The following is a 20,288-nucleotide window of genomic DNA, read 5'->3' on the forward strand; positions in this document are numbered from 1 at the left end:
GTTAGTTTGTTCAGGCAACAAACTAACAAGCAGCTATGAAATAAATGCAGCTGTATTTGAATGATCATGTTTTGAATTTATTTTTAAGGGGGAAATCACATGGCTCAATCTCATTCTAGTTCAATCAACTATTTTGGAAGCGCAAACAAAGTGGTTTACGAAGGGAAAGATTCGACTAATCCTTTAGCATTTAAATATTATAATCCTCAAGAAGTACTCGGCGGAAAAACGATGAAAGAGCATTTGCGATTTTCTATTGCTTATTGGCATACATTTACTGCTGATGGCACAGACGTTTTTGGAGCAGCTACAATGCAAAGGCCGTGGGATCACTATAAAGGCATGGATCTAGCGAAGGTGAGAGTAGAAGCAGCATTTGAGATGTTTGAAAAACTAGATGCACCATATTTTGCTTTTCATGACCGGGATATTGCACCAGAAGGAAGTACGCTAAAAGAGACTAACCAAAATTTAGATATGATCGTGAGCATGATCAAAGATTACATGAGAAATAGCAACGTTAAGCTATTATGGAATACTGCAAACATGTTTACAAATCCCCGTTTCGTCCATGGCGCTGCGACTTCTTGCAATGCAGATGTGTTTGCGTACGCTGCAGCCCAAGTGAAAAAAGGGTTAGAAACAGCAAAAGAGCTTGGCGCCGAGAACTATGTATTTTGGGGCGGCCGTGAAGGATATGAAACATTGTTAAATACCGATTTAAAATTTGAGCTTGATAATTTGGCAAGATTTTTGCATATGGTAGTGGATTACGCGAAGGAAATCGGGTACACAGGGCAGTTTTTGATTGAGCCAAAACCAAAAGAGCCGACCGCCCATCAATACGATACAGATGCAGCAACAACCATTGCCTTTTTAAAGCAATATGGCTTAGACAATCATTTTAAATTAAATCTCGAAGCCAATCATGCCACATTAGCCGGGCATACATTCGAACACGAATTACGCATGGCAAGAGTGCATGGTCTGCTTGGCTCTGTTGACGCGAACCAGGGACACCCTCTGTTAGGCTGGGACACAGATGAATTTCCGACAGATTTATATTCTGCGACATTAGCAATGTACGAAATTCTGCAAAATGGCGGCCTTGGAAGCGGCGGATTAAACTTTGACGCGAAGGTCAGAAGATCTTCTTTTGAGCCTGATGATCTAATATATGCCCATATTGCAGGGATGGATGCATTTGCAAGAGGATTGAAAGTCGCCCATAAATTAATCGAAGATCGTGTGTTTGAAGATGTGATTCAACACCGTTACCGCAGCTTTACTGAAGGGATTGGTCTTGACATTATAGAAGGAAGAGCTAATTTCAATACACTTGAGCAATATGCGCTAAATAATCAATCAATTAAAAACGAATCTGGAAGACAGGAGCGATTAAAAGCGATATTGAACCAATACATTTTAGAAGTGTAACGGGATAAGCTTCAGATCCTGCGATACAAAGTCACCGAACTACCCGTCATAATTCCTTTACTCTTTCTGATTGTTATGACGGGTAATTTTTATAATTGGGATTTATTTAGAGTGAATGATTTTTTAAAGGGTAAGGAGTGGAAAAATGAAGTACGTCATTGGAATTGATCTAGGGACGAGTGCTGTTAAAACCATTTTAGTCAATCAAAACGGCAAGGTTTGTGCAGAAACGTCCAAACGTTATCCACTCATCCAAGAGAAGGCGGGATATAGTGAGCAAAATCCTGAAGACTGGGTGCAGCAAACAATTGAAGCATTGGCTGAATTGGTTTCTATATCTGAAATTCAAGCCAAGGATATTGATGGGATAAGCTATTCGGGACAAATGCATGGGTTGGTGCTGCTTGACCAAAATCGTCAGGTGTTGCGCCATGCAATTCTTTGGAATGATACCAGAACGACGCCTCAATGTATCAGGATTACCGAGACATTTGGCGATCATCTGCTTGACATCACAAAAAACCGCGTTCTTGAAGGGTTTACATTACCTAAAATGTTATGGGTGAAGGAAAATGAACCTGAACTTTTCAAAAAAACTGCTGTTTTTTTGCTTCCAAAAGACTATGTGAGATTCCGTATGACTGGTGCCATTCACACTGAATACTCCGATGCAGCAGGGACTTTACTTTTACATATTGCCCGCAAGAAGTGGAGCGATGATATTTGCAAACAATTTGGTATACCTGTAGATATTTGCCCTCCGCTTGTTGAATCTCATGATTGTGTAGGATCGCTGCTTCCGAATGTCGCCGCGGAGACAGGACTATTGGAAAAAACAAAAGTGTACGCCGGGGGAGCGGATAATGCTTGCGGTGCTATTGGAGCGGATATTCTTTCTTCCGGCAAAACATTATGCAGTATTGGGACCTCAGGGGTCATACTTTCCTATGAAGAAGACAATGAAAGAGACTTTAAAGGGAAAGTGCACTTTTTTAATCATGGAAAAAAGGATTCTTTTTATACGATGGGAGTCACGCTCGCTGCAGGATACAGCTTGGACTGGTTTAAAAATACGTTTGCGCCAAACGAATCGTTTGAGCAATTATTGCAGGGGGTGGAATCTATTCCGATAGGAGCCAATGGGCTGCTATACACTCCTTATTTGGTGGGTGAAAGAACGCCGCATGCTGATTCTTCTATTCGGGGAAGCTTGATCGGAATGGATGGAGCCCACAAAAGAGAGCACTTTTTGAGGGCGATAATGGAAGGTATCACATTCTCTTTGCATGAATCAATTGAGCTATTCCGCGAAGCGGGAAAATCAGCTAATACTGTCGTTTCTATTGGTGGGGGTGCTAAAAATGAAACGTGGCTGCAAATGCAAGCTGATATTTTCAATGCGAGGGTGATTAAGTTAGAAAATGAACAAGGCCCAGCCATGGGGGCTGCTATGCTGGCTGCCTTTGGAAGTGGTTGGTTTGAGTCCCTTGAAGAATGTGCAAAGCAGTTCATTCGTAAGGCTGCTACATTTTATCCAATGGAACAAAATGTCCAAAAATATAAAACACTATTTGATTTGTATAAGAGCATTTACACTCACACAAAGGATCTCAATACAGCTATGAAAAGCTTTCGAAAAAACGAATGACAATGGAACAATTAGCGACGAATCACCATCAAAGGCGTTATCTGTTAACAAAATTGAAAACGTTATCAAAAAAATGATTTCATGCAATTCTATTTTCAAAAAAACAATAGGCTATTACATTATAAACTAAGCTTTTTAGGGGGATTGAGAGAATAATTCTAACTACCATGGCAGCCTCTTTTGAAAGGTGGTGAGCACAACGGTAAGACCAAATACACCCTCATCAAACAGGAGGAATACCAAATGAAGCAAAAAAGAATGAAGTTTTTGTTAGTAGTTTTATTTAGTCTAGCACTGACATTACCTGCATGGTCCGCACAGGCGGCAACTACAATCACCTCAAATCAAACTGGCTCCCAAGATGGCTATGATTATGAATTGTGGAAGGATTATGGGAACACTAGTATGACGCTAAATAGCGGTGGCGCGTTTAGCGCCCAGTGGAGTAACATTGGGAATGCTTTATTCCGAAAAGGCAAGAAATTCGATACAACCAAGACTCACTCACAACTTGGAAATATATCAATTCGTTACAACGCAACCTTCAATCCGGGAGGAAATTCATATCTGTGTGTTTATGGATGGACAAAAGATCCGCTCGTAGAATATTACATCGTCGATAATTGGGGCACCTATAGACCGACTGGAACGCCTAAAGGTACATTTACTGTTGATGGAGGGACATATGACATTTATGAGACCACTAGAATCAACCAACCTTCCATTATAGGTATCGCAACCTTTAAACAGTATTGGAGTGTCCGGCAGACAAAACGAACAAGCGGAACCGTATCTGTCAGCGAACACTTCAAAAAGTGGGAAAGCTTAGGAATGCCAATGGGTAAGATGTATGAAACCGCACTTACTGTAGAGGGCTATCAAAGTAATGGCAGTGCTAATGTAACTACCAATGTATTGACTGTTGGTGGGAAAAGTCAATAATCCTTTCTCTTGGTTTACGATGAATATTGGTAGTATGTTCATGCACAAAAAACCCCCTCACATTAACGTGAAAGGGGTTTTTTATTATCTACGCTTTTTATATTATTCAAAAAGATTCATGTTGAAAAAGTAAGATCAACTCTAACTATTAGGAGTTGCGAAATCAGCTATCTCGTGTGCTATACAGCAGAAAATTTCGCAGGCAGTGTTTTTCTATTTCACACAGCCATGAAAACCTCTATTGGTCACGTATCCATTCTTGCTCCAGATGGAAATTTTTTCTAATTTTGCGTCTTGCTCATCTAGTCTGAATTGGTCTATGTATTTGGTGTTTGGCTCATATACATATGCTACTCTGGCCAATCCTTCTTTCAACAATGTTTCCTGAACAGATTTGCCGTCAGCATAAACGTAAGCTAACAGTCTTCCATACTTATCTCTGCGATCGCCTTTATCAAATTCCAGCTGCAGCTTACCGCTGTTGACCAATTCTTTATTTCGTTTTGACGCATCCTCACCGTATGGCTGAACACAAGAATGCGGTTTCTTCGTCTCAGGTGTATCAACGAGCAAGTAGCGAACTGTGTCTTTTTTTCCGTTGTAAATCACCTTAATCGTATCTCCATCAACTGTTCTATCTAATGTAACATCTACCAATTTCTTATGAGGCGTGCCAGCCTCTTGTTCTGGCTGTTTATATTCATTAGAGTGAGTATGCTCAGCCTCACTAGAACCTGAATGGTTTGTTGATGTGCGAATTGATCCGCAAGCTCCCAAAGTCATACTTAAAACGATGGCGATCATACTGACCAAAATCTTCTTCATATTCATTCCCTCTTTATCATTTTCTCTTTTCGCGTTTAAACATCAACATTATAACGATATGGACATTTTTTGTGAATGGAAAATTCCTATAACTTCAGGGGAGCTTCTTACACTGAAATTGCCAATGGTTAACTTTGTAATAAGGTGACCAAAATATTACCATTACAGAAGGAAGATAAACAATTCTGAAAATGATATTGACTGAAAATGCTTTTAGAATTATGATAATATCAGAAGTGACAATAATATGACAAAAACATCACTACAACATAACAATTAATGGCTTATGTTATTGATTAAAAATGCAAACGATTATAAACGCAGAAATCTAAGATCGAGATGACATTAGTTTTGTATCAATATCCACACTGAAAGAGCTTATTAAGTATTCTTAATAAAGGCAGGGGAGATGGATATGAATGAACATCGAAATCGAAGGTTAAAATTAATAATGATCTCAGCAACTTTTGGAGGACTTCTCTTTGGGTATGACACCGGAGTTATAAATGGAGCTTTGCCTTTTATGGCAAGACCAGATCAGCTTCATTTAACAGCGGTTACAGAAGGGCTTGTTACGAGTATTCTTTTATTAGGTGCGGCGTTTGGAGCGTTGTTATGCGGAAGATTAGCTGATCGATATGGCCGCCGTAAAATGATCCTTAATCTCTCTTTTTTATTTTTCTTGGCATCACTTGGGACAGCGTTTGCACCTAGTGTTTTCATCATGACGGTCTTTCGTTTTTTATTGGGACTGGCTGTTGGGGGAGCCTCAGCGATGGTACCGGCCTTTTTAGCAGAAATGGCACCGCATGAGAAGAGAGGACGTATGGTAACCCAAAATGAGCTAATGATTGTTGGCGGGCAATTTTTAGCATATGTTTTTAATGCCATCCTTGGTGTAACAATGGCAAATACGGGACATGTTTGGAGATACATGCTAGTCATTTGTGCCGTTCCGGCTATCATGTTATTTGCCAGTATGCTTAAGGTGCCAGAAAGCCCGAGATGGCTAATCTCCAAAGGCAAAAAAAATGAGGCGCTGCGTGTTCTTAAACAAATTCGTGAAGATAAACGTGCAGAAGCTGAATATCGGGAAATTGAAAAAGCGGTAGAAAAAGATACACAGCTTGAGAAGGCATCGCTCAAGGACTTTTCTACCCCATGGCTGCGCCGTCTTTTGCTGATTGGAATCGGTGTAGCCATCGTAAATCAAATTACAGGTGTGAACTCGATTATGTATTATGGCACACAAATCCTTAAAGAATCCGGTTTTGGCACAAAAGCGGCTTTAATCGCTAATATTGGGAATGGGCTGATATCCGTTATTGCAGTTATATTTGGGATTTGGCTGGTCGGAAAAGTAAGGCGGCGTCCAATATTGTTGATTGGTTTGGCGGGGACGACTACAGCGCTCCTATTGATTGCAATTTTCTCAATTGTGCTTGATGGATCTATGGCACTTCCTTATGTGGTGCTTTCTTTGACCGTTTTATTTCTTGCCTTTATGCAAGGGTGTGTAGGACCTGTGACTTGGCTGGTCATAGCGGAAATATTTCCTCAAAGATTGAGAGGACTTGGTTCTGGGATAAGTGTTTTTTTTCTCTGGATATTAAACTTTGTGATTGGTTTTGCTTTCCCGATCTTGCTTAGTTCTGTAGGGTTGTCTTTTACATTCTTTATATTCGTGGCTTTAGGTGTATTGGCAATTGGTTTTGTGTACAAATTCATGCCGGAAACAAAGGGGCGTACACTTGAAGAACTAGAAGAGCATTTCCGTTTTCGACATGATCATAATGCTCCTGAACAATCAGTTATTGAGGTATAGATATGTTGAAATCTCTCTTCTTCAGAAAAAACAAAATCCCTCTGCCAGAGGGATTTTGATTCAGCATGTTAAGATGTTCTACACGTATAATACAGGAGTTGATACTTTGAAAATCTCGCCATCTCTTATATAAAAACGAGGGATGCGGCGGCTTAATGTAGACACCACTTCATAGTTAATCGTATTGAGCATTTCAGCCACTTCATCAACGGAAATCTCAGCTCCTTTTTGCTTACCGTAAATTACGACTTCTTCTCCTTGTTCACCTTCACCGTTTTCTCCTAAACTGACCATGATCATATCCATTGTTACTCTTCCCGCTACAGGCACTCGTTTTCCGCGGTGAAGAACAAACCCGCGATTGGAAAGGGCACGAGAATAGCCGTCAGCATAGCCGATCGGGATTGTAGCAATTACTTCATTAGGTTCTGCAACGTATGTAGCACCATAGCTAACGGTTCGGGGCTCTGTCCGCATGGTTTTGACATAAGCGATGCGCGCTTTTAAACTTAGCGCAGGTTCAAGCTTAACGAGATGTAGTTGTTTAATATAGGAAGAAGGATATAAACCATATAAGCCGATACCTAAACGGATCATATCAGCGCTAAATTCCGGAAATGCGATAGCTGCAGCTGTGTTGCACATATGCACGGTGGGCAGCTCAATTCCTTGTTCTTTTAAAAAGCTGAGAAAATTGATGAATTTTTCGTGCTGCAGCTTTGTGAGTGTTGTGTCTGGTTCATCAGCTGTTGAAAAATGTGTAAAAATCCCTGTCCACCTGAGAAATTCGCTTGCCTTTAGGGCTTTCACTACTGCTAAAAGCTCTTCCTTTGTGCGTACACCTAATCGTCCCATGCCGGTATCCACGTTAATATGAATAGCCAGCCGATCAGTACTTGCTTCTTTCTCCAATATCTCGTTTGCTTCTTTTATCCAATCAACCTGAAATGCTGATAATGTTATATTCCAAGCCGCTGACTTCTTCACACAACTAAGGGACGTAAAACCAAGCACAAGGATAGGTGCTGTAATCCCCGCTTTTCGTAAAACGATTCCTTCCTCCACGCTGGCAACAGCGAGCTCACTCGCCCCGTGTTCAAGTGCATGACGCGCCACTTCTATAGACCCGTGACCATAACCGTTCGCTTTTACGACAGCCATAATTTTGCTCTTATGTGGAATATGACGGCGGATCGCTCGCAAATTCTTTTTGACGGCATCAAGATTGACTTCGATCCAAACTTCTCGGCAAAGCTTTATCATCAACGCTTCCTTCCTTCTTATGGATTGTAACTGCCACCTATTGCCGCAAGAATAAATGTTAATTGTTGGATGATTCGATCTTATTTTATTCAGCTTCATTTGAAATCATTCAACAGCAAATCCATGTGATACGAAAAGGTGCTAATCAATGTTCGAATAGCAAATACGGATAAACGAGGCTTGTAAGGGGATGAGAATGGATATGGAGGCTGAGGATATGAGAAGTACAACTAATCAAAAATAATCTTCAGTGATTATTTGTTTTGGTACACTCTCATAGGAGGAATGATAACCAGAAATCAAACAGGGAGGTTTCACCGTTCTCAATAACAAGGGATACCGATTAGAGTGTTGAACACTATGACGGAGCAAACTGCCCAAAACATGAAGATGATTAAAGCGAAAAAGTACGGTCTGCAGAGAATAGAACAAGAAAGACACTTTATATAAAGATACTGACTGAGCCTAGAGGAAAGGGGGGCGCCTAAGGTATGAACATTAGAAGAACCTTTTAAATGAGAAGGACTGAGAAAATTCTGTAAAAGATAATCCGTTCAAAAAGCAGTCGATTCCTTGTTCCATAAACCTGACATCAGAGTATATAATTAAATTCGTATTCAAAAAATTGTTTAAGTAAGGGGTATACATGAAAAGGGGAGTTAGTTTTCAAATACCGAATGAATATGGAAATTTTCTATGGAGAATACTGCAGCCAGTAGACATAGCTCATTATAAGTGGCAAACGAGTGGTGAATCTTATTTTGTAGTAGATGGAGAGCTCGATAATGAGGAGCTTTTTCATGACTTTGCTATTGTTGAAGGGGCGGATTTTGCGCAACTATTAAAAACGAATCAGTACTATACCATTTTCGTTGAATTGAAAGCATTTCCACATGGAAAAACAGTTAATCAAGTCAATACATATGAAGAGTTTGCTGACAGTGATTGCGAATTTGTACTTTTGATAGCAGATAATAGCTACGTTTCGATTTACTGTAAAAACAAAAATACCATTGAAAAACTTTATTTTAATGCTTTACACAATGATTTTGAAGACGTTCAGTTTATAACTGATGAAAATGACACAAGAACAGGCCTTACTGTATGATAGCCAATAAAATAAAAGGAGCTAATACATAACAATGCAAATTAAAATCAAATATCTAGATGAAACACAAACAAGAATCAGCAAAATTGAGAAGGGAGACTGGATCGATCTTCGAGCGGCTGAAGATGTAACAATCAAAAAAGATGAATTTAAGCTTGTCCCATTAGGTGTAGCAATGGAGCTGCCAGAAGGTTACGAAGCACATGTCGTTCCTCGGTCAAGCACATATAAGAACTTTGGCGTTATTCAAACAAATTCAATGGGTGTTATTGATGAGTCATACAAGGGAGACAACGATTTTTGGTTCTTTCCTGCTTATGCATTGCGCGATACTGAAATTAAGAAGGGTGATCGTATCTGTCAGTTTAGAATCATGAAGAAAATGCCGGCGGTTGAATTGGTTGAAGTTGAGCATTTGGGAAACGAGGATAGAGGAGGACTCGGTTCAACAGGTACTAAGTAAACAAAATAAATCCTTGGCTGTCTTCATGATGTGTGATTGATCAATGCAGATTACAGCCAAGGTACATATTATCTAATTTGATCAGCAAATGATTAAATGTTTATTGAGGTCCTATTTTTATTTTTATAGCGATTAGCTAGTCTTTTATAATACATGCTTAACATGTAAAAGAACCAATAGCCTAACAAAGTCCCTAAGGTGTTAAGCATTAAATCATCCACGTCAAAACTTCTGTAAACAGATTTTATATACACTGAATACGAAAGCTGTGTTAGTTCAATAAACAAAGAAATGAAAAATCCAATTAGTAATATTTTTTTAAGGTTATTAAGCTTTTCAAATAACAGTGGAAATAAAAAGCCAACTGGGAGCAGTAATATCAGGTTTCCTCCTATTGATCTGATTACATAAAATTGTAGGCCTTCGTGATAAACATCTACAAAGAAATAAAATGGGATGAAGTTATTCCCTGATACAAATGGGAGATAAGAGTCGTACCTCTTATCTTTTATCAAACCAGCATCTACGGGCAGAGGAAATAATGTAACACTTATCAAATTGAAAAAGTAAACCAATAAACAAAAGATAACGATATGCTTATGTATGGGTAATCCATCTTTTTTAAAAAGGGCTCGTTTAATGAGTCGATAAACTAGAAAGCAAAAATAGAGGACCATTAAAAATGGCAAGAGAAAAGACGAGTCGAGCATAAGTACACCACAATTTCCTTTTTGATTCATTTTAACACAAATAGGAAAATGAAGGAATTTCTAAAATAAAAGAATGTTTGATCAGAGGGCAAATAAAAACTAGGATATCATCAACTTAACCAAGTTAAATGGTGTGTCTGGGTCAAAACTTGCGGTAACTAAAAGCAATGTGACAGACTATGTTATGGAGAAATACCGATGTAAAAGAGGGGGTAACTCCTCTTTACACACAAAGGGATGGAATAAGAATCTCATTTTATCGGTGCGTGCTTACTATTTGCGATAATATTGTATTCGTAATATATTATGCCAAGCAACTGAAAATGAAGGAAGGAAATGAATTGCCATGACTCAATTCGATAAACAATACAGTTCAATCATAAATGACATTATAAATAATGGAATCTCAGACGAAGAATTTCAAGTAAGAACAAAGTGGGACTCAGATGGAACACCGGCTCATACACTAAGCGTGATTAGTAAGCAAATGAGATTCGACAACTCAGAGGTTCCGATTTTAACGACAAAAAAAGTTGCCTGGAAAACAGCCATTAAAGAATTGCTCTGGATTTGGCAGCTGAAATCGAACGATGTTAATGATTTAAACAAGATGGGCGTACATATTTGGGATCAGTGGAAACAAGAAGATGGCACCATTGGTCATGCATATGGATTTCAGCTGGGGAAGAAAAACAGAAATTTAAATGGAGAAAAGGTGGATCAAGTTGATTATCTTCTTCATCAATTGAAGAATAATCCATCTTCACGCAGGCACATTACAATGCTGTGGAATCCTGATGAATTAGACGCAATGGCCTTAACACCATGTGTATACGAGACACAGTGGTACGTGAAACAAGGGAAACTCCACCTTGAGGTAAGAGCGCGGAGCAATGACATGGCTTTGGGGAATCCGTTCAATGTATTTCAGTATAATGTGTTGCAGCGCATGATTGCTCAAGTGACTGGCTATGAGCTTGGTGAATATATCTTTAACATTGGGGATTGCCATGTGTACACCCGTCATATAGACAATTTGAAAATCCAGATGGAAAGAGAACAGTTTGAAGCACCGGAACTATGGATCAATCCTGAAGTGAAAGATTTTTATGATTTTACAATCGATGATTTTAAGTTAATCAACTATAAGCATGGGGACAAGCTTTCATTTGAGGTAGCAGTTTAATGCTGCCTTTTTTTATTTTATTGTTGGTAATTTTTATAAAATTTAAATATGAAAGGATATTCTATAACAGAATATAAGTTGCAAATAAAGAGAAAACAAAATTAGAGCGCATGTAACCGAAGGTATTGTTTAAAAGTGTCAGATGGTCTTACGTACAAGAGGAATGGCGGATTCTTTGATCTGAAAAAATTGAATACGCGGTGAAAAGGCAATTCGTTTTATCAGGTGTAATTCCTGCTAATAATATTATAGGCCTTAAGAATATTGTGTTGCGAAGAAAAGTCTATACGATAGCTGTAAGGATTGTTGAGTCTATTCTATGCTTCAAACTTTTATCGTTAGAATTGACTGGTTTTGTATTTATACATGCGATCACATTAAAGAATCGCCGTCATAATCTCTGTTTTTCATCTATTATTCTCTTACTCAGCCTATATATAAAAAATATTCCCAACATTTAAAAATAACCATTTAAATATATTTCTAGAAATTGTATACTTATATGGTACTAAATGAATACATAGAAAGGACTGTTGTTGATGAAAAAAGTTTTTTGTAAGTTAGCCATTAGTTCGATTGCTCTATTTATATTAGGTGTTCCTAATGGCAATGTATTAGCTGCTGAAAAAGGAGCAGACAAGACTGTTAACGATGTGGCATCACAAGTACATACTGTATTTGCAAACGAGTCGACTGAATCTGGAGGCGGAGAGTTTACTGCGCAATTTGTGAACGATTTTCGCAATGTTAAGATGAATGTTAAAACGTATAAAAGCTGGTCTAGTTTTAAAAGGGTATCCGATAATATAGCAACTGGCAGTAAAGGGGGATCTATTACTGCAAACAAAACAGTTACTTTTACAACAACTGTAAGCGGATCTATTAGTGGTTTAGGAATATCTACTGCAGGCTCTGTAGCTAGCTCTAAAGGATACACTCTAAATGTTGGAGCAAATAAAAGAGTCTATATGGCATATAGAGTTAGATATAATGTAGAAGAAGGGTACAACTGTCACAAGGATATTGTTACTGGTAAATGTGTATCAAAGAAAAAATATGTAGTTAAAAAACCTATGTATGGAGAATATGCTCTGAAAAACTATTAATCTTATATAAAAAAGATTAGCTTAAAAGCTAATCTTTTTTATTAAGAAGAAAATATCCTAATTTTGAAACTAGATACAAAGTGAAAGCGATCATTAATGTTCTTGATATAACTATTCCATGAATAGCTAAATCATATCCAGCAGGAATCAACGCTTTTGTATTAAACATAAAATACATTGATACCAGTAGAGCAATAATAACAAGAATTATCCCAAAAAGACCTGTTTTTTCGTATTTCATACAAATTCCACCCTATATTATAATGTGATATAAACAAACGAAAGAGCTGAATATTAAGATAATTCAATAATCAGCAAACAATAGAATATTGTCAAACTGTCTTTGAATATTATTTTTGTAATAAAGAAATAATTGAAAGCCCCACAAATGAGGGGCTTTTAATAGTATCTAGTTCTATATTACTTAAATAAATCATACCAAAGTTATTTTAAAATTTCAACTTTTGTTTTACTAATATTTATTAACATTGTTAACCTTTTCAACTATAGGAGAGAATTTCTTTTGTTTCTTACTCTTTAATCCCTTAAACAAAACGTCTTATTTTATCGCATAGCTGAACAAAAGGTTCTCTGTTCATATATCTCTATAATTTTGGAAACTGAGCGGGTTTTTTAGAGAGGACGAAAATGCTAGCAAAAACCGCCAGCAATGCTGGCGGCCTTTTGCTGCTTCGTTTATTTATTAACAGAGATTGTAACGTTATTTCCTGAAACAGAAACCTTTGCGAAATCCTGTGTATCTACCACAGGAGTGATAGCTTTATTGTCGATTGTGATGCTGTTAAAAGATGTCGAAAAGGCTGTTTTGATGGCATCACGCTGGCTTTCATAAGAAACTGCTGCAGTAGCAAGTGTTTTCCATTTTGAAATCGTGCCGATGTTGGTCCCTTGAATTTCTGTGATAATTCGTCCGGTATAGCCGTCATTGTTCGTTCCCCAAAGGGTCATGCGCGTATTGCCGTTTAAATTTTTATAGATTGTCATTTGGACTGTGCTTCCAGGGCGGAAGCCTTTATTGTATGTGAACTTGTCTTTTCCTTCGATGTACGTTTCTTCATTTTTGGATCCTACCTTCATGAGGGGCTTCCAGACGTTGTATTGCTTGCTGTACTGAAGCCCGATATCTGCCTCAGTTCCGCTTGTTGCCCTAAATCCTGAATAAATATAAGGAGTAGAGACCGTATCATATTTTACAGTGTCAGGAAGATTGATTTTAGCTGTGAAAACGGCGCCTGTACTATTCAGATAGGCGCGGCCGCCGATTCCCTTAGGCAGCTGGGAGGCTGCTTTTGCGACTTGAGCATCTGCCGCGGGCAAGCCTGGTATACCTGATGGAAGTGTTCCGAAAAGAATGGCTGTTCCTACTGCACCTGCAATCAATACTTTTTTCACTCAAATTCCCCCTTTTGATAGTGATTTCGTCATTTATTATACCTTATTTTGGAACTGGATTTATGTATATAAATCGACAAAATATTTCATTTTGAGTGATGTAAGGGACGAAACGTTTCTGAAATCTGAAAGCTATATACCTTTAACAAAGGAAATAATAAGATCATAATCGTTTTAACCGATTTGAAATTTTCCTCATAATAAAAGCACAAATGCTTAAAGAAACGATAATCAAAAGAATGCGCGCTATCGTTTCCCAGCCTGTAAAAAAGGGGTGCTGTTTCATCAATGTCTGTCCTTGTAACATGATAAAAGCACAGATACCGACTAAGAAAAGAAAACAAATGCTTAGAATTGCTAACGCTTTACGTGAGTATGTTTTCATTTCATCTTTAAAATACAGCAATACGAAAACAAAGCAGCTAACATTGGCGATTGTTCTTATCACCTCAAAGCTTGTCATGGCAACTGATATAAATAGACAAAGTAAAATGAGATAAAATACGATGTTTCTAGACAAACAACCTCCCCTTTTATGTGTGATACTCTAAGAGTTTATAAACATTCCTTTGTAACTGCAATAATTGGAAATCGAATTGAATCTGCCTATATAAGAACTAAATAAACTATGTACTAAATATTCATCATTCTTTTTTTAATTCAGTCACCAAGGTTTTTATAGAAAGTGAAGGGAAGCTTCAAGATGATAGTGCCCAAAAAAGCCCGGCATTAGCCGGGGAAAAGTGAAAACGAGGAGATGTGAATGGAGTTTAGTAATGTTTCTTATGCTTTTTATACTCTACAACATAATCATAGTCTTTTTTGTCGTGATCATAATATTTTTTATCGTAATCACAGTCATCATCTTTCTTATGATAGTCATCATATTTTTTGTCATAATCACAGTCGTCATCTTTTTTATCATAGTGGTATTTTTTATCATATTCGTAATACTTTTTATAATACGTTTTTTTGACCGTATAATACTCTTCTTTATATTTTTTGTAATAACCCATATATACTCCTCCTTTATTTATAATACGTTTTATTATACGGCGAGTTGCTTTTGCGGCTTGGACAGTTAAAATCATAGAAGGAAAAAAGGGCTGTCCAAATGGAAGAAAAAAGACAGGTGACATAGAAATAAATCAAAATAAAGAGCCGATTTTTCATCGGCCCAAACGATTTATCTTATATTTGTTTGTCTTCTTTGTTGTCTGCATCACTTTTTCTTAAATCCTGAGTCAGTCCGCTGGTTGCTTGTTTAAATTCTGATAAGGCTTTTCCTGCTGCACGGCCAAGCGCCGGCAGTTTATCAGGTCCAAACACTAAAAAACCTACAAACAAAATAACGAGTATTTTTGTGAAGCTTAATTCCATATCCCTTTCCTCCTGATTGAAGTACAACCTTTTACACAAATTATAAGAGATGGCAGTTCAAATGGGAATGCATTTATTTTGACAAATTAAAACCAGCACAAAAGCGGATTCTTAAAACAGCTGCTGCTGAATATAATGTCCAATGCCCTGCTTAAGATGATTGAAATAAAGGAGAGGTGTGGCTGATGAGATTTACTAAGGTATTTGGATTTTTGTCTGTTTTAGGGCTGGCGGCGGTTTTTCCATTAACGGCACAAGCAGAAAAAGCGGGAACTGCGGGAGCTGGAGAGTGGGATAAATTGGGGACTTACACATATACCTACTCAAGTCCCGCGGTATACTCGAGCGGAGGAGATTTTAGAGTGTGCCTTTCAGGAAGCACTCCTTTTTCTGTCTCACTGCACTTATATGAGGATGATGCCGGTGACAATCCTGATGATTATGTAGGGTCAAACTATTTTTCACCCGGAGAATGCTACACCTTTGGCAGTATTGGAAAATTTGTAGACGGGAGCAATAACAAGGCTGAGTTTTTTGTCACCGATTACTCTGGTAAACCTAAAGCTGTTACGTTTTATGATTGATTATAACCCTTTGTTAAAAACAAAAAAGAGAGAGATACCTCTCTCTTTTTTATTCTTCGACCGCCTTACGAAGCCGTTCATTTACGATGCCAGTCCAGCCGCCATCCATCTTACCGCGAATGACGGAGCTTTTCTCGTTTGCTTTGCCGATCAATTCATTCGGCTCTTTCCAGCCGCCGTGAATAAGGGTAAACTTCGTTTTTTCCCCCAAGTCTTCTAATTGAAAGGTAACGGTCCATCCTTCTGTATCCCATTCAAAAGAAAGTTCAGTTGGAGCTTGAACAGCCAAAACCTTACAAGGGGACGGTCCAAACGGTGATTGCAAGTGGAATTCTTGTCCTTCTTTGAGCTGAAAGTCATTGGGCATAAACCACTTGGCAATGCCTTCTGAAGTGGAGACTGTCTCCCAGACTTTCTGAATGGGAGCCTCCAGGGTAATGCTTTTCGTAATATCTGGTAATGTATTTTTATTATTTTGAACCATTTTGTTTACCTCTTGACATAAGATGTTTTTTCAATTTAATCATATAATAACTAATAAGATCATGTCCATAGCTTGCATTGTTTATGCTGCAGCTGCTGATGAATAGTGTATCAGCCGTAAATGTATAGTTGTGATTGCATTCTAGCTTATGTTTGAATCAGGTTCCTGTTCAGCCCATTTATTTTGCGCGATTTTGCTGTGCTTATCAGTTTTGTTTTAATAGTAAATCTCATTTTTCTAAAACAGGAGGTTTTTTATGCTTGGAAAAATCAAAGCAGCCATTGATAACAGTCCAGGGAAGCCAGCCAGAATCGTAGTTAGTGAAAAAGCGTTTCAGCAATTAAAGGAAGAAATGCGCTTTGTTTACGTATCCAAACCGAAAACGATAATGGGGATTCCTGTGGAAGTTTCAGATCAGGCAGAAAGCTTCAAACTGGAATTTTAGTTGATCCAAGACTGTCTAAAAAAGGTCAATTATGTTATGCTAAAATGTTCAATTTGATTTCTTGAAAGCATGATGAAATGTTCATCATGATATGTGCGCAGTAATCTTCACTCATGACTACAACTTTTAAATGCAGGCTAAACACTTCTTGGTCCCGCCTTAACACAAAGGGACGGTTAAGACTCAGTAATGAATCACAAGGAAGAGAAGAAAACCTCTCTTCTTTTTTTCTTGCATTTTTTAGGATTAAGATCCTTTTTTTGAAGAGATATACACTTTTCAAAACGACCAATATGCTAATATAGGAATTGCTTGAAATAGAAGGGAGGAGGGGCTATGAGACAGAAACCGATTTATGTAGAAATCGAAATGAATTCTGATTTGGATACACTCTGGGAATATACACAAAATCCATCACTGCATAAGGAGTGGGATCTCCGGTTTTCAAATATCACGTATTTGGATAGACAGCCATGCGAAAAACAGAAGTTTCTTTACGAAACAAGAATAGGTTTTGGGTTAAAGGTGTCAGGTACAGGAGAAACCGTCGGCGTTTTCGACAAATGTTCAGCTGAAAGATCTTCCTCACTGGCGTTCGGCTCAGATCATCCGTTATCTCTAATTCGGCATGGAAGCGGGTACTGGAGGTATATACAGAGAGAAAATGGGAAAATGACGTTTTTAACACAGTACCAATATAAAACAGCCTACGGACTGCCGGGAATGTGGATCGATCGTTTATTATTTCGGCCGCTGCTTGGATGGGCGACTGCCTGGAGCTTTGATGCATTAAGGCTTTGGATTGAGCAAAATAAACATCCGAAACATTTCATTCGATCTGCTGTCGTCTATGTGTTCATGTGCCTGTTTTTCAGCCTGTTTTGGTTTAATCAAGGCTTTACAGATGTTGAAACAAGCATTTTGGCAGGGACAGCGGAGATAGGTTTAGCTATTTTGTGGCTGATTCCTTTAAAAAGAAAATGGATCATTCATGGTGTCCAGGCTTGTATCTTTGCTTTGTTCGCTTGTCTAGGTTCCGAGATGCTCATATGGGTTCTGTTGAGTGTGTGTTCTGCGGCAAGCGGTGCTCTTAGCCTGCAGCTCCCTAGTGCCATGCGCACAAATCGAAAGAGAAAGAAGTGACATTGTGAGTTCGATTTATGAAAAATCAATTATTAACTACCATTTGCTCCATCCCAAGCTGCGGAAACGGTACCAATTAGACGGGTCTCATACCTTTAGCGGGACGGGAACGATGTCAGAAATCAGCGGAGGCTCTTTTCTGGTTAGAATACTGTTAAAGCTGGGCGTTTTGTTCAGATGTTTCTTTTCAGAAAGAGGCAAAGACATCCCATTTACGATACAAAATAGATCTTGCCTTATGAACTCGGAACATATCGGGATAGAATGGAACCGTACATTTTTCTTTAAAGGCAAAAAACGTTTCTTTGACGCGATTATGATATACGACGAGAAAGAAAATAGAATCCTTGATTTCTTTGGTAAACCTCATCTGCTGCTGTCTGTTTTGTCGTTCGAGGCATCTCATGACGGCTCTCTTACGATCACATCGGGAAAGCAATGGCTACTGATATGCGGAAAACGAATCCCGCTGCCAAAATGGCTGACAGGTACATCCGTAGTTTGCGAAACATTTGATGAAAGAAAGAATTGTTTCACCATTGAAGTGCATGTGCGAAATACAATTCTCGGCACTCTTTTCTTTTATAAAGGAACGTTTCAGGAGGAAGAGAGGGAATCATGAAACGAAATGGCATTGTCAGTGCGCTTTGTTTTATAGGATTTATTGCATCAGAAGCACCGGATATTTCAGTGGCAGAGGCACTCGTTTTGTTATCCATTCTTTTTTTCGTGCCGGGAATTTTCCCTTTTGTTTTTCGTCAATCGCAGCTTCGTGCTGCTCAATTCATTGAATACGGGCTAATCCATTGCTATCCGGCAGCCGCGTTCTTTGCAGTGCTGGCTCTTGTGACAGAGATTGGTGGTTTCGCGCTAATCTGGTGGATATACACAGTTTTTATTGCATTGTATGCGATCCTCCGCCTTTGGGAAACAAAGATACATAGAATCGAAGAGACATCGGTTTTGTTCGGTCTTATTTATTTGGCGGGAGGAGGATTTTGGTTTTTTGCTTATGCTGACCATTTGCAGATCATGCAATTTGCTCCTCTCATCATTTTGCTGACCGCTGTCCACTTTCACTATTCTGCTTTTCTGATCCCGATCTTCAACGGTTTACTCGGCAGAACCATTAGAAAGCATCGTATGTTGTACAGTTGGATAACATGGGTGATTTTGCTTTCGCCCCTTCTGATCGCACTGGGCATAACCTATTCAAAAACACTTGATGTCATTGCGGTTGGCATTTATATGGCGGCGATTTATCTTCATGGATTTTTGGTGTTCACGGCAGCTTTTGGCACCAAGACGGGGGCATTTCTTATTCGGCTTTCTTCCGCTGTTTTAATGATTACGATTGCTTTCTCGATGATTTATTCATTTGGTGTATTTCGGCAAGAAGTTACATTGACCATTAATCAGATGATTTGGATTCACGGTTTTGTAAACGCGTTTGGTGTTATCTTGCCCGCTCTCATAGGATGGAGAATAGAGGATCCGAAGCCTTTTGATGCAGGCCGTATAAAGACCTTCAGCCATATCTTCGGAAAAAGAAAGATTGGAAAAGACTTTTTAGCTAACATTCAAGCTGAGAGTAACGTCCAGTACAGCGGACTTGTGGACGATATGGGCAGCCTTCGTTCAAAGGATTTTTCACCTGAAAAACTGGCACCGCTCATTCTTTCGTTTTATGAACAAACCATCGAATACAATATCAAAGCAAAAGTAACATGGAACACGTGGTTTCGTCCGCTTGCAATTGTTTACGAATGGTTCAGCAGAAGAACCGGCCAAATACATCTTTCGACGAACCCTGACTGGTATAGAATGTACAGCGAAATAAAAGGTGTTCATTCAAAAAAAGACGGAAGAGAAAAAGTACGTGCCTGGATTAGAACAAATGAAAAAAACGAAACCATTTTTACCGCGCTATATTCAGTGTACCGTTCAAATGGAGAGGGGTATATGAATATTTCTTTGCCGCTTCCATTTAGCAGCATGACAGGTATTTTAAAACCATATCATCATCAGGAGAAGCTGATTTTAACAAGCAGGCGGAGAAAAAGCAGAGCGGGGGATGAGGGAATTTATCTGCAAACAAGAGCGGGAACTTGTCCGCTTCCTTTATCTGAAACCTTTCTGATAGAAGCTGCACATGACAACAAATTAACCGCTGTTCATCAAATGTGGCTCTTTGGAATAAAATTTCTAACTGTTCATTACAGTATGACACATATTACCCGGCCTATTGAAAGAACCTAACATAAAGAAGAAGCTTCGTCTGCCAGTTGCTGCATTTCAAAATTCTGCGCCGCATCTAGACAGGAAA

General features: G+C 38.6%; 22 protein-coding genes and 1 pseudogene. 14 read left to right on the top strand and 9 right to left on the bottom strand.

Translation table 11 applies throughout. The features are described from left to right. The first annotated feature begins 99 nt into the window (after nucleotides 1-99). The 3 genes from xylA to CDO84_RS08520 all read left to right on the top strand — a co-directional run bounded on the left by xylA (nucleotide 100) and on the right by CDO84_RS08520 (nucleotide 4,027). Nucleotides 100-1,437, top strand: coding sequence for a xylose isomerase (xylA, locus tag CDO84_RS08510; RefSeq protein WP_040083071.1), 1,338 nt, complete (start codon nucleotides 100-102; stop codon nucleotides 1,435-1,437). 145 nt (nucleotides 1,438-1,582) lie between these two features. Beyond that, complete coding sequence (gene xylB / locus CDO84_RS08515; RefSeq protein ID WP_040083070.1) at nucleotides 1,583-3,085, top strand: xylulokinase; 1,503 nt, start codon at nucleotides 1,583-1,585, stop codon at nucleotides 3,083-3,085. 243 nt (nucleotides 3,086-3,328) lie between these two features. Next, nucleotides 3,329-4,027, top strand: coding sequence for a glycoside hydrolase family 11 protein (locus tag CDO84_RS08520; protein ID WP_040083068.1), 699 nt, complete (start codon nucleotides 3,329-3,331; stop codon nucleotides 4,025-4,027). A gap of 213 nt (nucleotides 4,028-4,240) precedes the next feature. On the opposite strand, the gene CDO84_RS08525 is transcribed toward CDO84_RS08520, so the two are convergent. After that, complete coding sequence (locus CDO84_RS08525; RefSeq protein WP_040083067.1) at nucleotides 4,241-4,852, bottom strand: thermonuclease family protein; 612 nt, start codon at nucleotides 4,850-4,852, stop codon at nucleotides 4,241-4,243. A gap of 409 nt (nucleotides 4,853-5,261) precedes the next feature. On the opposite strand from CDO84_RS08525, the gene CDO84_RS08530 reads away from it, so the two are divergent. Continuing rightward, a complete protein-coding gene (locus CDO84_RS08530) occupies nucleotides 5,262-6,677 on the top strand; it encodes a sugar porter family MFS transporter (RefSeq protein WP_082033000.1) in 1,416 nt (471 codons plus the stop codon). A gap of 78 nt (nucleotides 6,678-6,755) precedes the next feature. On the opposite strand, the gene alr is transcribed toward CDO84_RS08530, so the two are convergent. Next, nucleotides 6,756-7,940: an alanine racemase gene (gene alr, locus CDO84_RS08535; protein WP_014664095.1), complete on the bottom strand. Its 1,185-nt coding sequence runs from the start codon at nucleotides 7,938-7,940 to the stop codon at nucleotides 6,756-6,758. Between the two features lie 646 nt (nucleotides 7,941-8,586). Between alr and CDO84_RS08540 the strand changes: the two genes are divergently transcribed. Together CDO84_RS08540 and dutA are read left to right on the top strand one after the other, a co-directional pair. Further along, a complete protein-coding gene (locus tag CDO84_RS08540; RefSeq protein ID WP_014664097.1) occupies nucleotides 8,587-9,048 on the top strand; it encodes a DUF2691 family protein in 462 nt (153 codons plus the stop codon). Between the two features lie 34 nt (nucleotides 9,049-9,082). Beyond that, nucleotides 9,083-9,511: a dUTP diphosphatase DutA gene (gene dutA / locus CDO84_RS08545; protein ID WP_069149646.1), complete on the top strand. Its 429-nt coding sequence runs from the start codon at nucleotides 9,083-9,085 to the stop codon at nucleotides 9,509-9,511. A 92-nt stretch (nucleotides 9,512-9,603) separates the two neighbouring features. Here the strand turns inward: dutA and CDO84_RS08550 are convergent, their stop codons facing one another. Beyond that, complete coding sequence (locus CDO84_RS08550; RefSeq protein WP_332457862.1) at nucleotides 9,604-10,251, bottom strand: VanZ family protein; 648 nt, start codon at nucleotides 10,249-10,251, stop codon at nucleotides 9,604-9,606. Nucleotides 10,252-10,567: 316 nt separating this feature from the next. On the opposite strand from CDO84_RS08550, the gene CDO84_RS08555 reads away from it, so the two are divergent. Together CDO84_RS08555 and CDO84_RS08560 are read left to right on the top strand one after the other, a co-directional pair. After that, a complete protein-coding gene (locus CDO84_RS08555; RefSeq protein WP_040083061.1) occupies nucleotides 10,568-11,407 on the top strand; it encodes a thymidylate synthase in 840 nt (279 codons plus the stop codon). A 539-nt stretch (nucleotides 11,408-11,946) separates the two neighbouring features. Next, on the top strand, nucleotides 11,947-12,513 hold the full coding sequence (locus CDO84_RS08560; protein ID WP_040083059.1) for a hypothetical protein: 567 nt from the start codon (nucleotides 11,947-11,949) through the stop codon (nucleotides 12,511-12,513). Between the two features lie 28 nt (nucleotides 12,514-12,541). Here the strand turns inward: CDO84_RS08560 and CDO84_RS08565 are convergent, their stop codons facing one another. From CDO84_RS08565 to CDO84_RS08585, 5 genes are all read right to left on the bottom strand, one after another. Further along, on the bottom strand, nucleotides 12,542-12,754 hold the full coding sequence (locus tag CDO84_RS08565; RefSeq protein ID WP_040083057.1) for a hypothetical protein: 213 nt from the start codon (nucleotides 12,752-12,754) through the stop codon (nucleotides 12,542-12,544). A 455-nt stretch (nucleotides 12,755-13,209) separates the two neighbouring features. Continuing rightward, nucleotides 13,210-13,926: a YrpD family protein gene (locus CDO84_RS08570; protein WP_040083056.1), complete on the bottom strand. Its 717-nt coding sequence runs from the start codon at nucleotides 13,924-13,926 to the stop codon at nucleotides 13,210-13,212. Nucleotides 13,927-14,089: 163 nt separating this feature from the next. After that, nucleotides 14,090-14,446 carry a YoqO family protein gene (locus CDO84_RS08575; RefSeq protein WP_040083055.1) on the bottom strand — a complete coding sequence of 119 codons (357 nt, stop codon included), beginning with the start codon at nucleotides 14,444-14,446 and terminating at the stop codon, nucleotides 14,090-14,092. A 250-nt stretch (nucleotides 14,447-14,696) separates the two neighbouring features. Then, the gene (locus CDO84_RS08580) at nucleotides 14,697-14,942 is read right to left on the bottom strand and encodes a hypothetical protein (protein ID WP_040083053.1); all 246 of its coding nucleotides are present in this window, start codon (nucleotides 14,940-14,942) and stop codon (nucleotides 14,697-14,699) included. 175 nt (nucleotides 14,943-15,117) lie between these two features. Further along, the gene (locus CDO84_RS08585) at nucleotides 15,118-15,306 is read right to left on the bottom strand and encodes a twin-arginine translocase TatA/TatE family subunit (RefSeq protein WP_014664108.1); all 189 of its coding nucleotides are present in this window, start codon (nucleotides 15,304-15,306) and stop codon (nucleotides 15,118-15,120) included. Nucleotides 15,307-15,377: 71 nt separating this feature from the next. On the opposite strand from CDO84_RS08585, the pseudogene CDO84_RS21915 reads away from it, so the two are divergent. Together CDO84_RS21915 and CDO84_RS08590 are read left to right on the top strand one after the other, a co-directional pair. Continuing rightward, a pseudogene (locus CDO84_RS21915) lies at nucleotides 15,378-15,452 on the top strand (hypothetical protein); the annotation flags it as partial. A 39-nt stretch (nucleotides 15,453-15,491) separates the two neighbouring features. After that, nucleotides 15,492-15,890 (top strand): hypothetical protein, encoded by a 399-nt coding sequence (locus CDO84_RS08590; RefSeq protein ID WP_040083052.1) that lies wholly within the window; start codon nucleotides 15,492-15,494, stop codon nucleotides 15,888-15,890. Nucleotides 15,891-15,939: 49 nt separating this feature from the next. Here CDO84_RS08590 and CDO84_RS08595 read toward each other — a convergent pair whose 3' ends face one another. Next, a complete protein-coding gene (locus CDO84_RS08595; RefSeq protein ID WP_040083051.1) occupies nucleotides 15,940-16,374 on the bottom strand; it encodes an SRPBCC family protein in 435 nt (144 codons plus the stop codon). 256 nt (nucleotides 16,375-16,630) lie between these two features. Here CDO84_RS08595 and CDO84_RS08600 point away from each other — a divergent pair, with 256 nt between their 5' ends. The 4 genes from CDO84_RS08600 (at nucleotide 16,631) to CDO84_RS08620 (ending at nucleotide 20,221) form a co-directional block, all read left to right on the top strand. Then, nucleotides 16,631-16,819: a hypothetical protein gene (locus CDO84_RS08600; RefSeq protein WP_014664111.1), complete on the top strand. Its 189-nt coding sequence runs from the start codon at nucleotides 16,631-16,633 to the stop codon at nucleotides 16,817-16,819. Nucleotides 16,820-17,155: 336 nt separating this feature from the next. Then, on the top strand, nucleotides 17,156-17,962 hold the full coding sequence (locus tag CDO84_RS08610; protein WP_040083050.1) for a hypothetical protein: 807 nt from the start codon (nucleotides 17,156-17,158) through the stop codon (nucleotides 17,960-17,962). A gap of 4 nt (nucleotides 17,963-17,966) precedes the next feature. Further along, a complete protein-coding gene (locus CDO84_RS08615; protein WP_040083048.1) occupies nucleotides 17,967-18,584 on the top strand; it encodes a DUF4166 domain-containing protein in 618 nt (205 codons plus the stop codon). Further along, a complete protein-coding gene (locus tag CDO84_RS08620) occupies nucleotides 18,581-20,221 on the top strand; it encodes a YndJ family protein (protein ID WP_040083046.1) in 1,641 nt (546 codons plus the stop codon). The genes CDO84_RS08615 and CDO84_RS08620 overlap by 4 nt, the downstream gene beginning before the upstream one ends. The last annotated feature ends 67 nt before the right edge of the window (nucleotides 20,222-20,288 follow it).

It is taken from the genome of Bacillus sp. MD-5 (genome assembly GCF_002201875.1).
GTDB lineage: Bacteria > Bacillota > Bacilli > Bacillales > Bacillaceae > Bacillus > Bacillus stercoris.

Coding starts and splice junctions, on each gene's coding strand:
- xylA (WP_040083071.1), top strand. CDS start 100: ATGGCTCAATCTCATTCTAGTTCAATCAACTATTTTGGAAGCGCAAAC.
- xylB (WP_040083070.1), top strand. CDS start 1,583: ATGAAGTACGTCATTGGAATTGATCTAGGGACGAGTGCTGTTAAAACC.
- CDO84_RS08520 (WP_040083068.1), top strand. CDS start 3,329: ATGAAGCAAAAAAGAATGAAGTTTTTGTTAGTAGTTTTATTTAGTCTA.
- CDO84_RS08525 (WP_040083067.1), bottom strand. CDS start 4,852: ATGAAGAAGATTTTGGTCAGTATGATCGCCATCGTTTTAAGTATGACT.
- CDO84_RS08530 (WP_082033000.1), top strand. CDS start 5,262: ATGGATATGAATGAACATCGAAATCGAAGGTTAAAATTAATAATGATC.
- alr (WP_014664095.1), bottom strand. CDS start 7,940: ATGATAAAGCTTTGCCGAGAAGTTTGGATCGAAGTCAATCTTGATGCC.
- CDO84_RS08540 (WP_014664097.1), top strand. CDS start 8,587: ATGAAAAGGGGAGTTAGTTTTCAAATACCGAATGAATATGGAAATTTT.
- dutA (WP_069149646.1), top strand. CDS start 9,083: ATGCAAATTAAAATCAAATATCTAGATGAAACACAAACAAGAATCAGC.
- CDO84_RS08550 (WP_332457862.1), bottom strand. CDS start 10,251: ATGAATCAAAAAGGAAATTGTGGTGTACTTATGCTCGACTCGTCTTTT.
- CDO84_RS08555 (WP_040083061.1), top strand. CDS start 10,568: ATGACTCAATTCGATAAACAATACAGTTCAATCATAAATGACATTATA.
- CDO84_RS08560 (WP_040083059.1), top strand. CDS start 11,947: ATGAAAAAAGTTTTTTGTAAGTTAGCCATTAGTTCGATTGCTCTATTT.
- CDO84_RS08565 (WP_040083057.1), bottom strand. CDS start 12,754: ATGAAATACGAAAAAACAGGTCTTTTTGGGATAATTCTTGTTATTATT.
- CDO84_RS08580 (WP_040083053.1), bottom strand. CDS start 14,942: ATGGGTTATTACAAAAAATATAAAGAAGAGTATTATACGGTCAAAAAA.
- CDO84_RS08585 (WP_014664108.1), bottom strand. CDS start 15,306: ATGGAATTAAGCTTCACAAAAATACTCGTTATTTTGTTTGTAGGTTTT.
- CDO84_RS08590 (WP_040083052.1), top strand. CDS start 15,492: ATGAGATTTACTAAGGTATTTGGATTTTTGTCTGTTTTAGGGCTGGCG.
- CDO84_RS08595 (WP_040083051.1), bottom strand. CDS start 16,374: ATGGTTCAAAATAATAAAAATACATTACCAGATATTACGAAAAGCATT.
- CDO84_RS08600 (WP_014664111.1), top strand. CDS start 16,631: ATGCTTGGAAAAATCAAAGCAGCCATTGATAACAGTCCAGGGAAGCCA.
- CDO84_RS08610 (WP_040083050.1), top strand. CDS start 17,156: ATGAGACAGAAACCGATTTATGTAGAAATCGAAATGAATTCTGATTTG.
- CDO84_RS08620 (WP_040083046.1), top strand. CDS start 18,581: ATGAAACGAAATGGCATTGTCAGTGCGCTTTGTTTTATAGGATTTATT.